Origin of the sequence: Pseudomonas sp. DSP3-2-3, from assembly GCF_049898225.1 — a bacterium.
Classification (GTDB): domain Bacteria; phylum Pseudomonadota; class Gammaproteobacteria; order Pseudomonadales; family Pseudomonadaceae; genus Aquipseudomonas.
Genome location: NZ_JAFCXH010000011.1, coordinates 146019 through 161028, shown reverse-complemented (window position 1 = coordinate 161028; position 15010 = coordinate 146019). Strand labels below are relative to the sequence as shown.

At 57.4% G+C, this 15010-nt stretch carries 10 protein-coding genes and 2 pseudogenes; 10 read left to right on the top strand and 2 right to left on the bottom strand.

The window, feature by feature from the left end; all coding sequences use genetic code 11:
* Window positions 1-122 precede the first annotated feature (122 nt).
* The 4 genes and pseudogenes from ACP7E4_RS15060 to ACP7E4_RS15045 all read left to right on the top strand — a co-directional run.
* Window positions 123-208, top strand: a pseudogene (locus ACP7E4_RS15060) (arginine deiminase family protein); the annotation flags it as partial.
* Between the two features lie 87 nt (window positions 209-295).
* Window positions 296-427: pseudogene (locus ACP7E4_RS15055) on the top strand (ornithine carbamoyltransferase); the annotation flags it as partial.
* A 22-nt stretch (window positions 428-449) separates the two neighbouring features.
* Window positions 450-2837 carry a DUF3772 domain-containing protein gene (locus ACP7E4_RS15050; protein WP_426115605.1) on the top strand — a complete coding sequence of 796 codons (2388 nt, stop codon included), beginning with the start codon at window positions 450-452 and terminating at the stop codon, window positions 2835-2837.
* Window positions 2838-2866: 29 nt separating this feature from the next.
* The gene (locus tag ACP7E4_RS15045; RefSeq protein ID WP_426115603.1) at window positions 2867-3541 is read left to right on the top strand and encodes a MarC family NAAT transporter; all 675 of its coding nucleotides are present in this window, start codon (window positions 2867-2869) and stop codon (window positions 3539-3541) included.
* 57 nt (window positions 3542-3598) lie between these two features.
* Here the strand turns inward: ACP7E4_RS15045 and ppk2 are convergent, their stop codons facing one another.
* Window positions 3599-4423: a polyphosphate kinase 2 gene (gene ppk2 / locus ACP7E4_RS15040; protein WP_426115601.1), complete on the bottom strand. Its 825-nt coding sequence runs from the start codon at window positions 4421-4423 to the stop codon at window positions 3599-3601.
* A 273-nt stretch (window positions 4424-4696) separates the two neighbouring features.
* Between ppk2 and ACP7E4_RS15035 the strand changes: the two genes are divergently transcribed.
* Window positions 4697-6178 carry a DUF3300 domain-containing protein gene (locus tag ACP7E4_RS15035; RefSeq protein ID WP_426115599.1) on the top strand — a complete coding sequence of 494 codons (1482 nt, stop codon included), beginning with the start codon at window positions 4697-4699 and terminating at the stop codon, window positions 6176-6178.
* Between the two features lie 26 nt (window positions 6179-6204).
* Window positions 6205-7092, top strand: a complete 888-nt coding sequence (locus ACP7E4_RS15030; RefSeq protein ID WP_426115597.1) for a DUF2950 domain-containing protein — start codon at window positions 6205-6207, stop codon at window positions 7090-7092.
* A 48-nt stretch (window positions 7093-7140) separates the two neighbouring features.
* On the opposite strand, the gene ACP7E4_RS15025 is transcribed toward ACP7E4_RS15030, so the two are convergent.
* On the bottom strand, window positions 7141-7590 hold the full coding sequence (locus ACP7E4_RS15025; protein WP_426115595.1) for a hypothetical protein: 450 nt from the start codon (window positions 7588-7590) through the stop codon (window positions 7141-7143).
* Window positions 7591-8050: 460 nt separating this feature from the next.
* Between ACP7E4_RS15025 and speF the strand changes: the two genes are divergently transcribed.
* The 4 genes from speF (at window position 8051) to ACP7E4_RS15005 (ending at window position 14938) form a co-directional block, all read left to right on the top strand.
* Entirely contained in the window at window positions 8051-10234 is a 2184-nt protein-coding gene (speF, locus tag ACP7E4_RS15020) for an ornithine decarboxylase SpeF (RefSeq protein ID WP_426115593.1), read from the top strand.
* Between the two features lie 33 nt (window positions 10235-10267).
* Window positions 10268-12568: an Orn/Lys/Arg decarboxylase N-terminal domain-containing protein gene (locus tag ACP7E4_RS15015; protein WP_426115591.1), complete on the top strand. Its 2301-nt coding sequence runs from the start codon at window positions 10268-10270 to the stop codon at window positions 12566-12568.
* A 76-nt stretch (window positions 12569-12644) separates the two neighbouring features.
* The gene (potE, locus tag ACP7E4_RS15010) at window positions 12645-13985 is read left to right on the top strand and encodes a putrescine-ornithine antiporter (RefSeq protein WP_426115589.1); all 1341 of its coding nucleotides are present in this window, start codon (window positions 12645-12647) and stop codon (window positions 13983-13985) included.
* A gap of 47 nt (window positions 13986-14032) precedes the next feature.
* Window positions 14033-14938, top strand: a complete 906-nt coding sequence (locus tag ACP7E4_RS15005) for an amino acid ABC transporter substrate-binding protein (RefSeq protein ID WP_426115587.1) — start codon at window positions 14033-14035, stop codon at window positions 14936-14938.
* Window positions 14939-15010: the final 72 nt, after the last annotated feature.

Below are 15010 nucleotides of genomic sequence, written 5' to 3'. Positions count from 1 at the left end.
AACACAACGGTCCAAACCGAATAGTTATTTAAATCTTACTCAGGGCAATTTGTCGTTTCACTCAAAACGAACTAGCGTGTTAAATCAAGCTGTACCGTAATTATTGAGCAAGGTATCTGCACACCATCAGTGCCAGCGAACTCGGACGTGAACGCGGCGGCGGCACTGCATAACCTGCCCGATCATCCGCGATCCGATCGCCTATTAACCCTGACGCCTTGACTCGCGCTGTGTTGGTGCCCCGGAATGCATGACCAAGCGGATAATCGATAACCGATAAGTTGAGAGAACCAACATGGCGTTCAACATGCATAATCGCAATCTGCCAAGCCCGGAGCACCACGCTCCGCGCGAACTGCGCTACTTGCTCGACCTGTCCCGAGACCCCAAACGCGCCAAATATACCGGCAAGCCTGAACACCTAGAATAATTTTTGCGCCGGCATGTTCATGCGCATTGCTTTACGGGTCGTGATCGCGATTGCCCTGACACTTGTCGAAGCGAGCGTGGGGACCCTTTTGGCTGCTGATTCACCCCAGGCCGCACGCGGCCCCTCAGCCATATCAAACCTTACCGTTTCGCAGGGCGAACTCAAGGCGTTACAGCTCAGGCTGGACAGTCTCAAACAGCAGATTTCATCGGCCAGCAGTTATAACCAGTTGGAGGGTCCGCAGGATCAGGTCCAGGCGTTCATTCTGGACATCGACCGGCTGTCGAATGCATTGCTGCCCGAGCAGGCTCAATTACGCGCGCAACTTGGGGTAATGGGCTCCGCGCCGGTTGAAAAGACTGCCCCGGAGATGACCGATATCGCCGAGCAGCGCGCCTCCCTCACCGCGCAGAAAAACCAGGTTGACGCGACCCTGGGCGTGCTTGCGGCGCTGAAAGAAAACGCTATCGACTTGATCACCCAGATAGCCGTGATCCGACGCAGTCTCCTCGAAAACGAACTCACGCTGAGAACCCCCAGCATTCTCAGTTCGGACTTCTGGGCGCCATTGTTTGACCCGTCTGCAGACGATCTGCAGAAGTTAACGGTTTTCATCGATCAAGTGGCGGACACCGGGGCCATTGCCTGGCAGCCCGGACAGCGCCTCTATACGATTGTTCTTGCGGCGCTGGCGCTGCTCATCTGGACACCGGGTCGGCGTTACGCTGAGCGCGTCCTGACCTGGTTCTGCATCCACCATATGCCGGATGGACGATTGCGCCGGAGCACATTGGCCCTGGCCTCGGTATTGTCGACCATTCTGACCACGGCCTGCGCTCTGCAACTGCTCTTTCATGCCTGCACCCGGCACCAGCCATTGACACCCATGCTCGCGACGTTTTCCGATGGCTTCGAGAAAGCCGCGTATATCTGTGTCCTCATCGCCGGACTGAGCCGCGCGCTGCTATCCACCGAGCATCCCTCCTGGCGCTTGCCGTCGATCTCAAATCCGCTGGCACTTGCTCTGCAGCCTTTTCCAAGACAGCTTGCCAGCACGCTGTTGGTGCTGATGACACTTATGCAAATCATCAATGCAGCCGGTATCAGTGGACAGACCGTGATAACCGCCCGAGGCATTATCGCGCTGGCCGTAACAAGCATTACAGCAGCGGGGTTATTGCGCATCGGAAAGGTCCGACGCGTAGCGGTTGCTGTGAAGGATTCAGCGCCGGCTGGCAGCACCTTGTACGGTCTGGTGTACACCATCACGGCAATTGCCACGCTCGTATCGTTGCTGGCAATGCTGGTCGGCTACATTTCACTGGCTAGATTCATCACCTACGAAGTCGCCTGGGTGCTGATTATCTTTTCGGGTTTTTACCTGCTGATGCAGCTGTTCAGAGACAGTTGCGAGTACCTGTTATCGCCCAAAAACCCAAGCGGCAAGTCGCTCGGACAGGTACTGGGTATCAGCGACACGCGGCTGGAACAGATATCGATCATCGTGTCCGGCATCGGCCGCGCGGGACTGTTGCTGCTCGCAGTGATCACGCTCTTCGTGGGTGGCCTGGGCACCACGTTGGGACAGCTGATGCACAATATCCTGACCATTCTTGGGGGCGCCGGGCTGCGCAACTTCAATATCATTCCGGGTCATTTACTGAACGCAGCCTTGGCGCTGCTCATCGGCGTCTACTTGATTCGATCCCTTGGCCGGTGGCTGGACAACGAGTTTCTGCCCAAGACCGATATGGACCCAGGCATGCAGGCGTCGCTGAGTACGCTGTACGCCAACATTGGTTATGCGCTGGTCATCCTGATAGCCCTGTCTTCGCTAGGTGTGGAGTGGACGAACCTGGCATGGATCGTCAGTGCGCTGTCCGTCGGTATCGGTTTCGGGCTGCAGGAAATCGTCAAAAACTTCGTATCGGGACTGATCCTGCTGACCGAACGCCCCGTCAAGGTAGGCGACCTGATCAGCATCAGCGGCGTGGAAGGTGACATTCGCCGCATCAATGTCAGAGCGACCGAGATACAACTGAGCGATCGATCGATCGTGATCGTGCCCAACTCGCAGCTCATTTCGCAAAACCTGCGCAACGTGACCTTGGGCGGCAGTGCTCAGGGCGTGGCGACACTCGAACTGCTGTTCCCGCTGGATATTGATCCTGAGCAAGTACAAAACCTGCTGTACGACGCTTACAACGAGCACGAACATATACTCGTCAGGCCAGCCCCTTTCGTGCGCTTCAGTAAACTCACGCCTGATGGCATCACCTTGACGGTTACTGGCTACGTGAGCAGCCCACGCATCGTCGGCACGACCAAGAGCGATTTGCTGTTCGACATTCTCAAGCGTCTGGGTGCAGCCGACATTGCATTGGCCAAGCCAGCATCCACTGCCTGAGATCAACGGATAGGTCGGAGGATGTCTCCATGAGCGCTTTGTTTGACGCTATCGTATTGGGCCTGCTGGCGTTGTTACCCTTGATCAATCCCCCGACTACAGTTGCGCTGTTTCTGGCGCTCGCCCAAGGTCTTAGTCGAGAAGAAAAAAAGAAACAGGCATTTTTAACCGCGTTCTACGTCTTTGCGATCATGACGCTCACCTACTACATCGGCGAACTGGTCATGGATGTTTTCAATATATCCATACCCGGCTTGCGCATTGCCGGCGGTGGCATTCTCGTGATCATCGGTTCGCGAATGTTATTTCCGCAGCCCCCTCGACCATCTTCTGCGGATGATGGCGATGTTCGACGAACCAGCTTTGCGTTCATCCCGTTAGCCATGCCCAGCACCGCCGGCCCAGGGACAATCGCGATGATCATCAGCGCATCGGCCAGCATCAAACACAACACCACCTTCCCCGCGTGGGTGCTGCTGACCGCGCCTCCTTTGATCTTCCTTGCAACTTCGCTGGTACTTTGGCTTTGTTTGAGTATGTCGGACGTCATCATGAAAGTGACGGGCGAATCGGGTATAGATGCCATATCACGATTGATGGGTTTTTTACTGGTTTGTATGGGTGTCCAGTTCGCCATTAACGGGGTCCTGGAGGTTGTTCAAACCCTCATCGACAGCAATCTGCAGCCCCGCGGCCCGGTATAAAGCGTGTCAACGTTGCGGCGCATTCCATGATCGCCAATGTTTGCACGCAGGTTCCCCTCAGAAAATTTCCGGGATATGCCTGAATGGATAATCCGCTTTGCGATAGTCGCCTGGCTTCTGCCGCTTGGGCAGCGTGGTCTTCTCGCGCGGAACAGTCTTGTAGGGAATGCGGCTCAGCAGATCTGAGATGATGTTGAGGCGGGCACGACGCTTGTCGTTTGAGTTGGCTACCAGCCAAGGTCCATGCTCGGTATCGGTAGCCTTGAACATGTCGTCACGGGCGCGCGAGTAGTCGAACCAGCGGCTGTACGACTTTAAATCCATCGGGGACAGTTTCCAGATCTTGCGCCCGTCTTCAATCCTCGCTTCGAGGCGACGTGTTTGCTCCTCCTGGCTGACCTCCAGCCAGTATTTGAGCAGAATGACGCCCGATTCGACGATTGCACGCTCCAGCAAAGGTACTGACTTGAGGAACTTGTCTACCTGCTTTTCAGTACAGAATCCCATCACCCGCTCCACCCCTGCGCGGTTGTACCAACTGCGATCGAAGATCACTACCTCGCCAGCTGCGGGCAGGTGTGGCAGGTAGCGCTGCATGTACATCTGGCTCTTCTCGCGATCAGTCGGCGCGGGTAGCGCCACCACCCGAAAGACACGCGGACTTACCCGCTCAGTGAGTGCCTTTATCGTCCCGCCCTTCCCCGCACCGTCGCGACCTTCGAAGATGACACAAATCTTGATGCCCTCTCGCTTGACCCACTCCTGGAGGTTGACCAGCTCAACGTGCAGTCGGCGCAGCTCGGTATAATAATCCTTGCTCGGCAACTTCCGGGTTGTGGCAGATGGGAGTTTACGAGAGCCCTTGTTCTTATCCTTTGTCATGATCAGACCTCACGGGGTCGTGGTTTGGCGAGTGCAGAATCAGTCTAGCTTCAATCAAACCTGTCGCCAGAGCGAACGGAAAGCAGTGCCGGGAAGCGCTGACAAGATAAACCTCCAAAATCAAAAATCCGCCGCCTGGAACTGGCAGAAAAAAAATGTTTGCTACTCTCAGTGAGAGGCGTCGAGGTGGCCGTTGTGCATGGCACAGCTGGCGCTTACTTTCCCGCCACTCATTCGTTTACCTCACGCCTGCCTGATCGCGAAGGGGGGGCAATGCGCATTCCACTACTTTGCGTGGTGTCTGCCTTAATGTTGTTCAGCGGTTCGGTCGGCCTGGCACAACCAGTTGATGCGACCGCAAATGCAGCTGACTCCGCGCCAGTCGCTACAGCGACCAAAGATGCCGTGTTCACTCAGGAACAGCTGGATCAGATGTTGGCGCCCGTTGCGCTTTACCCAGACCCACTGCTGGCGCAGGTACTGATGGCTGTGACCTACCCCGGAGAAGTTGCAGAGGCGGTGACCTGGTCAAAAGCTCACCCGGACGCGAAAGGCGATGAGGCGGTCAAGCAAGTGGCCAACCAGCCTTGGGACCCCAGCGTGCAGGCGCTGGTCGCTTTTCCGCAGCTCATGGCAACGTTAGGACAAGATCCCGTGTGGGTACAGCGCCTGGGCGATGCCTTCCTCGCTCAACCCGACGATGTGATGACAGGCGTGCAACGCTTGCGTCATAAAGCGCAAGCAGCGGGCAACCTTGAAAGCAATCAATACCAAAGCGTGACGGTTCAGGCCCTGGCGGCGCCAACGCCGGCGGCCGCCCCTGCGCCTGCTGCCGCAGCACCTCTACCCGCCAGCAGTACTTCGACCATCATCATTCAGCCCGCCGATCCACAGGTGGTGTACGTCCCCAGTTATAACTCGACCACCACCTATGGCACCTGGCCGTACCCTGCCTCCCCGCCGGCATACTATCCGCCTTCACCGGCCTATTACCCCGGTCAAGCGCTCATGGCGGGCCTGGCATTCGGGACCGGCGTAGCGATCGTCGGCTCGTTGTGGGGTGACTGCGACTGGGGCAATAACGATGTAGACATCGACGTCAATCGCTACAACAACATCAACAGCAGCAACCGGATCACCAACAACCAGAACAAGTGGCAACATAACGCTGCCCATCGCGATGGCGTTCCCTATCGGGACACCAGAAGCCGCGAACAGTACGGCCGCCAACTCAACGGCGCCAATGAGCGACAGGCCTACCGAGGGGACAATGCTCAACGAGCCCAGGCGCGAGAAAAAGCCCGTGGTTCCATGGACCGGGCCGGGATCGAGCGACCCGCCACCAGCAACCGCGAAGCCCGTGATCGAGCACGCGCCGCGCAATTCGAACCCTCAGCCAGCAATCGGTCACCGGCAGGTGCTGCCAGATCTGGTCCGGCTGGCCGGGGTCAGAATAGCGACAGAAATCCTCGCGACAACCAGCAGAACGGGCGACCGACGGCTCAGACAAATGAGCGCGGCCAGGCGTCCTCGCCAGGGCGCCCAGCCAGACAAGAGCGTCCCTCCGCAACGCCTGGCGGTGCGCGCAACAACGCATTCGCCGGCGCGCGCTCACCTTCCCAGAGCAATGCCCAAGCCAGTCGCGGCCGAGCCAGTCAGGCATCGGCCCTGCGCCCCAGTGCCGCGCGGTCTGCCGGTCCGCAGATAACCAGGCCGTCCGGTCCACCCATGCGTCAAAGGGGGGGCCGTCGGTGAAAAAACGGTTTCGAGTGAACGCTCTCATGGGCCGCCTTCTTTATTTCGTAACGATTACAGTCGGTTTGGCCTGGCCGTGGGTCGCCACCGCGCAGCAGGCATTTCCAACACCGGAACAGGCTGCTCACGCGTTTGTGGAGGCGCTGGGCACCGAGCGCGCTGATCAGGCACGGCTGACCGAGTTGCTGGGTGAAGAATGGCGCAGCTTCATTCCGCGTCAGGGCGTGCAGCGCAAAGACGTGGATGCGTTTTTGCAGCAATACCGCGAAGAGCACCGCATCGAAAAAACCAGCGAGTACCAGGCGCTGCTGTCGGTCGGCAGTGAGCACTGGACACTGCCGATACCGATGATCAAAACCGAAAACGGTTGGCGCTTCGACATCAAAGCCGGGAGCGCAGAAATCAGAGCGCGTCGAATCGGGAGCAACGAACTCGCCGCAGTGCAATCGGTGCTGGCCTATCACGATGCGCAGATGGACTACGCATCAGTGGACCGGGATGGTGACGGTGCTCTTGAGTATGCGCAGAAAATCTTTAGCACACCGGGCAGGCATGACGGACTCTATTGGCCGGACGATAAAAGCGGTGCTATCAGCCCGTTAGGCCCCGACTTCGGCAAGACCATCGCGGGCGAAGACTGGCATGGCTACCACTTCCGCATCCTCCACAGCCAGGGTTCCTCCGCACCAGGTGGCGCTTACAGCTACCTGATCGGCGACAAGATGATCCGCGGCTTTGCACTGATCGCCTGGCCTGCCAAATACAACGACACCGGGGTCATGAGTTTTATGATCAGCCATGAGGGGCAAGTGTTTGAGAAAGACCTTGGGCCCGCCGGTGCCACGTGGGCGCAGTCGATAAAACGCTTCGATCCGGATGAAAGCTGGAAAGCGGTTACTGTTGATCAAGACTAGCCGTTGATTCAGCCAGCGGTGTTACCGGAGGCTGAACCCGGCTCAGGATCAAGGGGTGACCTGATACCCTCGTTGCTGCATGCATGTGCTGTAAGCAGATGACGCCTGCTCTGTGGCGTGCCTGGCGTCTCGCCGATCCTGACGCTGTCGAGACCCGCCTACGACCGCACCGGCTACGGCAGCATCCTTGGCTTTACTTTGTCGATACTCCTGCTTGACGCTGTCATCGACCCGATCATAAGCGTTGTCGTGTTGATTACCCCGCACTTGTGCGACACCCGCACCTGCTACGGCCGCCTTCGTAGCACCGCGAACGCGGCCGCCCGACTGCGAAGTCGTGGCATTGCCCGTAGTGCCGGACGACGCCTGACATTGACTGGTATCGAGTTGGACTGTCTCGGGGGACTGGCCTTTGATGGGCACTACGGTTTCAGCGGCGGCACAAATGCTGAGTACGGACAATACCGCCGCCACGCTGGGGATTATGCATGTGTTCATGATCATGCCTCCATGGTTGGCAGTGTGCAGTAGATGCGACAAACAGCATCGCCGCGCGGGGCCAGACTGTTCACCGTATTAACACCTGGCGCAGGTGGTTTCGAAAAACATACTCTCTAGTTTCTTGTCCTTCTCATTATCTGCGCTGCTACGCACTCGATTATTAAAGACTTAATTCAAAGAATTACTCATCTCACCTAAGTTAGCCGATGTGCGGACAAGGGCAAACATCAAGCTTTCCCTACCCAACAAAATGAAGTCGTGTGAACTGATTAAGTTATTGTATTTGAAAGATTTTTTAAATAGTCAGGATAAAAAACCTGACTTTTTAACAATAAAACGCAATAAAAAATGTTTTTACATAACCAAATAGTTAGTTGACCAAGGTCTTTAAACATCTATACCTAGTCAAGTACAAGCGCCTGACAGTCAGGTGAACAACAACCAAGAGATCATGGACATGACTATCTTGAAGATTGCTGCGAGCGATGCAGTTCGCGCTTCTTTCAATACTACCCGTGAAGTCGTTTCTCTCGAAAATACATCTCTAACCGACGTTGCCGTCGCCGTGCTCTCGTTAGATGATTTAAAAGCTGGCGCAATAGAGACTATTAAGAATACCGGCTTCGATATTCCTATCTTCCTGATGGCTAACCAAGGCCCTGGCAATCGTTCCCTGGATGTATACAAACAGCTGCAGGATGTCATTCTCCAGGTCAGCGGCGTCTTCGACCTGGCCAGTAATAATGCGGAATATTATGGCCACCAGTTGGAAACGGCGGCGAAGGCCTATGAAGAGAGTCTCCTGCCGCCATTCTTCGACGCGCTGAAGCGCTATACCGAGGCGGCCAACGCTACATTTGCCTGCCCAGGTCACCAGGGTGGCCAGTTCTTTCGCAAACACCCGGCGGGTCGAGAGTTCTTCGAATTCTTCGGCGAAAACCTGTTTCGGGCCGACATGTGCAATGCAGACGTCAAGCTCGGAGATTTGCTGATTCATGAGGGTCCGGCACTCCTCGCACAACAACAGGCGGCGAAGGTGTTCAATGCGGACAAGACTTACTTTGTGCTCAACGGCACCTCGGCATCCAACAAAGTTGTTGCCAACGCGCTGCTCACTCATGGCGACCTGGTTCTATTCGACCGCAACAATCACAAGTCAAACTATCAAGGTGCGTTGTTGCAGGCCGGGGCCACGCCGGTGTATCTGGAGACCGCGCGCAACCCTTATGGGTTTATCGGTGGAATCGATGCTCACTGCTTCGAAGAGGACTACCTCCGTCAGCTGATCAAGGAAGTTGCTCCAGAAAAGTCCGAGGCACCAAGGCCGTTCCGGCTGGCGATCATCCAGCTTGGCACCTACGACGGTACCGTCTACAACGCCCGTCAGGTAGTCGAGCGTATCGGCAAACTGTGTGACTACATCCTGTTTGATTCCGCCTGGGTGGGCTACGAGCAGTTCATCCCGATGATGAAAGACTGCTCGCCCATGCTCCTTGACCTCGGCGAAAACGATCCAGGCATTTTTGTCACCCAATCGGTGCACAAACAACAGGCCGGGTTCTCACAAGCCTCGCAGATTCACAAGAAGGACCGCCACATCAAGGGCCAGGCGCGCTACTGCAACCACGCGAGGCTGAACAACGCGTTCATGGCCCAGGCCTCTACCAGCCCGTTCTACCCACTGTTTGCCTCGCTTGATGTGAATGCGCGTATCCACTCAGGCCGTAGCGGTCGGCGGTTATGGGACGACTGCGTCAAGTTTGGTATCAACGCACGCAAGCTGATCATGGAGGCGTGCACCATGGTCCGGCCGTTCGTGCCGGACCTCATTGACGGGCGCCCATGGCAGGATCACGCAACGGAAGCGATTGCCAGCGACCTGCGGTTTTTTGAGTTTCATCCCAAGGATCGCTGGCACGCCTTTCCTGGCTATGCAGACAAACAATATTTTATTGACCCCTGCAAACTGCTGTTCACCACTCCGGGTATTGATGCGGTGGATGGCACTTATACCGACTTCGGTATTCCTGCCGGCATCCTCGCCAACTTTCTGCGTCAGAACGGCATCGTTCCGGAAAAATGCGACCTGAATTCCATTCTGTTCCTGCTCACTCCGGCGGAAGACTGGGCAAAAATGGCCCACCTCGCCGCACAGATAGCCCGCTTCGAGCGCTTCGTTCAAGACGACGCGCCGCTGAGCCGCGTTTTGCCGGGGATATACGCCCAGCATGAGCAGCGCTATCGCGGTTACACGATTCGCAGGCTCTGCCAGGAAATGCATGACCTGTACCGCAGCCACAATGTGCAGCAGTTGCAGAAAGATCTTTTCCGCAAGGAACATTTTCCGAAGCAGGCCATGAAGCCCCAGGCCGCACAGACCGAGTACATCCGCGGCAATGTTGAGCTGGTGCCGCTGGCCGAGGCTGAGGGGCGCATCGCTGCCGAAGGTGCGCTGCCCTACCCACCCGGCGTGCTGTGCGTAGTGCCTGGGGAAGTATGGGGCGGCGCGGTGCTCAAGTACTTTCTGGCCCTCGAAGAAGGCATCAACTGCCTACCCGGCTTCACCCCTGAATTGCAGGGTGTTTACCTGAAACCTGAAGGCGATCGAATCCGCACCCATGGTTACGTAGTTACTGCCTGAGGCTGCGTCCTGAGCATGCTCAAGGAGAAACCCATGAGCTCCACGCAAACCAGACTGCCTCTTGATTTGGCCCAACGCTTCCCCGTGCTGATCGTCGCCAACACCCAAGAGCATAAGAACACCGTCACTATGCGCAGCGTCCAGGCAATCGCTGCCATCCTTGATGAGCATGAGCTCAAGGTCGAGATGGTCGGGTCGCTGGACGAGGCTGAAATCGCGTTCAGTGCCAACTCCGCCTACTGCTGCACAATTCTCGGCTGGGGCCTGTGCGATAACGACCAGGACAAAGCGCTGCAGCTGATCCAGCTGATCCGTCGGCGTACCGCACAGATGCCGATCATCCTGGGAATGACGCAAGCGCATCAGGGTCAGGTGCCACTGGCCTTCGTGGAGACCATCGACGGTTTCATCTGGCAGCCCGAAGACAGTCCGCAGTTCATCGCAGGACGCATTGAAGCCGCCGCCCGCCGCTACCTTGACACCATCCTGCCACCGTTTTTCGGGGCGTTGGTGAACTTTGCCGGCACCCATGAATACTCGTGGCATACCCCGGGGCACACGGGTGGTACGGCGTTTATGAAAACTGCTGTGGGCCGCACATTTGTCGACTTTTACGGCGAGCAGATGCTGCGCTCGGACCTGAGTGTTTCAGTCGGCGAACTGGGCTCGTTGAATGACCATTCCGGACCGATACATGAAGCGGAAAAATACGCCGCGCGGGTGTTTGGTGCGGATTTCACCTTCTTTTCCGTAGGCGGAAGCTCCGCGAGCAACGAGATAGTCCTGCACTCAGCAGTCACTGACGGCGATGCCGTGCTGGTCGACCGCAACTGCCACAAGTCATTGAATTATGCCTTGAACATGTCGGGCGCAGTGCCGCTCTATCTGCGTCCCCGGCGCAATGCCCGGGGTCTGATAGGCCCGGTGCCGGGTACGGAGTTGACCCCGGCCACGGTCAAACAAAAGCTCGCTGAAAGTCCGCTGGCGATCGATAAGTCAGCCAGACCGGTGCTGGCGGTGCTTACCAATTCGACTTATGACGGCCTTTGCTACAACGTCCAGACCACCACTCGAGAACTGAGCAAAAGTGTCGACCGCATTCATTACGACGAAGCCTGGTACGCCTATGCGCGCTTCAATCCGCTGTACGAAGGCAGGTACGGCATGCACCGTGGAGAACGGCATGCCGACGACGCCACGGTGACAGTCACCCACTCCACCCACAAGTTATTGGCCGCGCTTTCGCAAGCTTCAATGATCCATGTCCGGTCCGGGAAGATTCCGGTCAAACCCGCATTGTTCAATGAAGCCTTCATGATGCACACCTCGACGTCGCCGCAGTACAGCATCATCGCCTCGACCGATGTCTCGGCGAAAATGATGAACGACGCTGGGGGTTACCTCACTGATGAATCAATCGCCGAAGCAATCGCGTTTCGTCAAGCCATGGTGCGTCTGAGCAAGGACATTCAGCAGCGCGATCCCAAGGATTGGTGGTTCGCCGTGTGGCAACCGGACGAGGTCGACGGGGTGCCATTCGTTGATGTTGATCCGCAAGTATTGCGTCAAGGCGCCGCCTGGGTCCTCAAGCCCGAGGCGACGTGGCACGGGTTTGGCGATCTTGGAAGTGACTACTGCATGCTCGACCCGATCAAGGTCATGGTGCTCACCCCGGGACAAACGCTGGAAGGCATTATGGAGAACGATGGCATTCCGGCGCCGCTTGTGTCGTCTTTCCTCTCCAGCCGCGGCATTGTGGTGGAGAAAACCGAGCCCTATTCCATTCTGGTGTTGTTCAGTCTGGGGGTGACCAAGGGCAAGTGGGGCTCGCTGGTCGCCGGCCTGATGGATTTCAAAAAACACTACGACGAAAATTCCGCACTGGATCAGGTGATGCCGCATCTGGTCGCCAGCCATGGCGAACGCTACGCGCAGATGGGTCTCAGGGACCTGGCCAGCGAGATGCATCAGGACATGCTTGCTACCCAAATGCTGAAGAACATGGACGCCGCCTACACCCTGTTACCCGACCCGGTGTTTTCACCCAGGGATACCTACGCCAGGCTAGTCAGACATGAAATCGAACAGATTGCTGTGCGGGACATGATCGAACGCACCGTGGCCGTGCAGATCGTCCCCTACCCCCCAGGAATTCCTCTAATCATGCCTGGTGAGAAGGTCAGCGCCGATAAGAAGGCGATTGTCGACTACCTGCTGGCAATGGAAACCTTCGATGGTCACTTTCCCGGTTTCGAACATGACAACCATGGCGTCGAGATCGAATGTGACAGCCAGGGACAGTCAACCTACAAGATCTATGTAGTCAGGCAGTAAGCACTAATCCTGCTCGGCCGCTTGCGCTTAAGGGTCGGGCCAAGTTCAACACTTTGAACACGGCAAGGAGCTTGCGATGGCTGATTCAAGCAAGAAAATGAGCCTGACAGGACTGACGACGCTGGTGACCGTCAACATGATGGGTTCGGGCATCATTATGTTGCCCACCAACATGGCGCAATTAGGGGCGGTCTCGTTGCTGTCGTGGATTTTCACCGCCATAGGCTCTATGGCCATCGCCTACTGCTTCGCGCAGTGTGGGGTGTTCTGCCCTCGCTCCGGCGGCCTGTCTGCCTACACTGAAGAGGCGCATGCAAAGTCCGGCTTCTTCCTCTGTTCGTACCTGTATTTTCTGTCGCTTGCCATCGCCAACGTCGCCGTTGCCATCTCTGCTGTAGGCTACATGACCGCGTTCGTGCCATGGCTGGGGACGGGCGCCATCCCCTTGTGCATCGGCACAATTGCCTTGATCTGGCTCACCACGTTCGCCAATTTCGGTGGCCCCAGCATCACCGGAAAAATCGGCGCCTTCACTGTCTGGGGTGTGATCATTCCGGTTGCAGGCCTGAGCATTGTTGGCTGGTTCTGGTTCAAGCCCGATGTGCTGAGCGCCGCGTGGAACCCCAACGACCTGCCGATCGCGGAGGCCATCAGCAAAGCCATACCGCTGACCTTATGGGCTTTCCTGGGCATGGAGTCAGCCGCCCAGGCCTCTGATGCGGTCGAAGACCCCAAGCGCAACGTTCCGTTGGCATGCCTGTTCGGGACCCTTGGTGCAGCGGTGGTTTACGTGCTGTCGACGACCGTCATTCAGGGCATCATCCCGAACCAGGAGCTGGCGAATTCTTCTGCTCCGTTCGCGCTGGTCTACGCCAGGATATTCAGCCCCCTCGTAGGCAACATTGTCATGGCGCTGGCGGTCATGGCCTGTATCGGCTCGCTGCTGGGATGGCAGTTTACCCTCGCACAAACAGCGAAGATGACGGCGGACCAGAACCTGTTCCTCAAACTGTTCAGCAAGCTGAACTCGGCAGGTGCGCCCGTCGTCGGGATGCTCGTCTGCGGCGTGATGCAAACCCTCCTCGCGCTGTCGACCATATCGCCCGACGCCGCCGCCCAATTCAGCAAGCTGGTAAGTCTGGCAGCGGTGACCAATCTCCTCCCCTACATCACCGCGCTTACTGGCCTGCTGGTGATCATGCACAAGGCCGGGGTGTCCCGGGGAGTCTACTCGCGCAATGTGGTGGTATTGCTGATTGCAGTGACGTACTCCTTGTATGCCCTGTATGCATGCGGCAAGGACGCGGTACTGGGCGGAACCTTGGTCCTGGCGATCGGCTACCTGCTTTACGGTTTCCTCGCCAAGCGCTTTGTCGACGCGTCGCCAGATGCTGATACCCCCGCCGCAAACCCTTAGGCCAGACGGCCAGGGCTACACAAACATCTGCCTATAGGGAGTCGGATATGAACCTGCCATCTTCCAGGATCACTCGCTTGCTGGTCGCGCTTGCGCTTTCAACGCTGTCGCTGCTGACCAGTGCCAACACCCTTGAACGCGTGCGCAGCAGCCACACTCTGACCTTGGGTTTTCGACCGGATCTGGCTCCCTTCAGCGTGGTCGACGGCGACCAGGCCCGTGGATATGCCATCGACCTGTGCTTGATGGTCGCTGACAAACTCAAGAGCGAATTAGGCCTGCCCGACCTGCAGGTGCGCTACCAATCGGTAACGGTTGCCGCCGAGGTCAATGCTGTGAGCTCGGGCAAGGTCGACATTCTCTGCACACCCACACCGCCCACCCTTGAGCGGCGCAAGTGGGTCAGTTATTCCATACCCGTCTACACCGCAGGGCTGTCGGTAGTGGTGCGCAACGATGCCGGCGAGCCCTTGCTCAATGCACTTAACGGTCAGGTCGTCCACGACGGCCCGACCTGGCGCGCCACAGTCAACCGCGGCCTGGCCAATCAAACCTACGCGACCGTTGAAGGCGGAGTGACCGAAGAGTGGATTCGCCAGCAGATGCGCCTGCTGGGCGTAGTGGCCTCGCTGGTGACCGTCACCGACAATGATGAGGGAACCAGGCTGGTGGTCGATGGCAAGGCCGACGCCTTTTTCTCCGAGCGGATGCTGTTGAGGAGCGAACTGGCCAAGCAAGGCGAGGCCAGTAAACTGATACTTTTGGATCGGATTTTCGAGTACCTGCCGGTGGCAATGATGGTGGAGCGCAACGACGAAGACTTCCGCCTGCTGGTGGATACCGCGTTGAGTGAAGCCTACCGCTCGGGGGCCATAGAACGGGCCTACGACAAATATCTCGGGGGAGCTGACGGCATATTGAAAAAACTTTTCAAGGTGTACGCATTGCCCTGATTCGCCGCGGTCAGCACACCGCGGTGGCCAGGCGTCCGGTCAAGATGCTGTGAGGCTTTCCCGAAAACTGGC